Origin of the sequence: Streptosporangium fragile (assembly GCF_039534445.1) — a bacterium.
GTDB classification, from domain to species: Bacteria; Actinomycetota; Actinomycetes; order Streptosporangiales; family Streptosporangiaceae; genus Streptosporangium; species Streptosporangium fragile.
In genome coordinates this window covers 1-592 of sequence record NZ_BAAAVI010000193.1, presented here as the reverse complement: position 1 = coordinate 592, position 592 = coordinate 1, and the positions used below count along the sequence as shown (strand labels likewise).

At 75.5% G+C, this 592-nt stretch carries 1 protein-coding gene; it reads left to right on the top strand.

What is annotated here, in order from left to right:
- A partial coding sequence (locus tag ABD841_RS40600) for a phosphopantetheine-binding protein (protein ID WP_344982413.1) occupies positions 1-592 on the top strand: 592 nt, incomplete at both ends.

Sequence of the window (592 nt, the reverse complement as noted above, 5' to 3'; positions counted from 1 at the left end):
TGCGCCGGTTCGCGGCCGGGCGGTTGCCGGAGTACATGGTGCCGGCGGCGGTGGTGGTGCTGGCGGCGTTGCCGTTGACGGGCAACGGGAAGCTGGATCGGGCGGCGTTGCCGGCGCCGCGGGTGGCCGTGTCCGGGGCGGGGCCGGTCTCGGCCCGGGAGGCGGTGCTGGCCGGGTTGTTCGCCGAGGTGCTGGGGGTGGAGCGGGTCGGGGTGGAGGACGGGTTCTTCGATCTGGGCGGGGACAGCATCCTGGCGATTCAGTTGGTGGCGCGGGCCCGGCAGGTGGGGGTGGTGTTCGGGCCGCGGGAGGTGTTTCGGTATCAGAGCGTGCGGGAGCTGGCCGCGGTCGCGGCGGCGGCGGACGGGGTGGTGGCCGAGCCGGAGGGGGCGGGGGTCGGGGACCTGCCCGCCACCCCGATCATGGCCTGGTTGGACGGCCTGGCCGGGTCCACCCGGGAGTTCAGCCAGACCGTGGTGGTGCGGGTCCCGCCGGATCTGGGGCTGGAGTCTTTGACCGCCGCGGTGCAGGCGGTGCTGGACCGCCACGACATGCTGCGGCTGCGGGTGACCGGCGGCGAACCGGGGCGGGA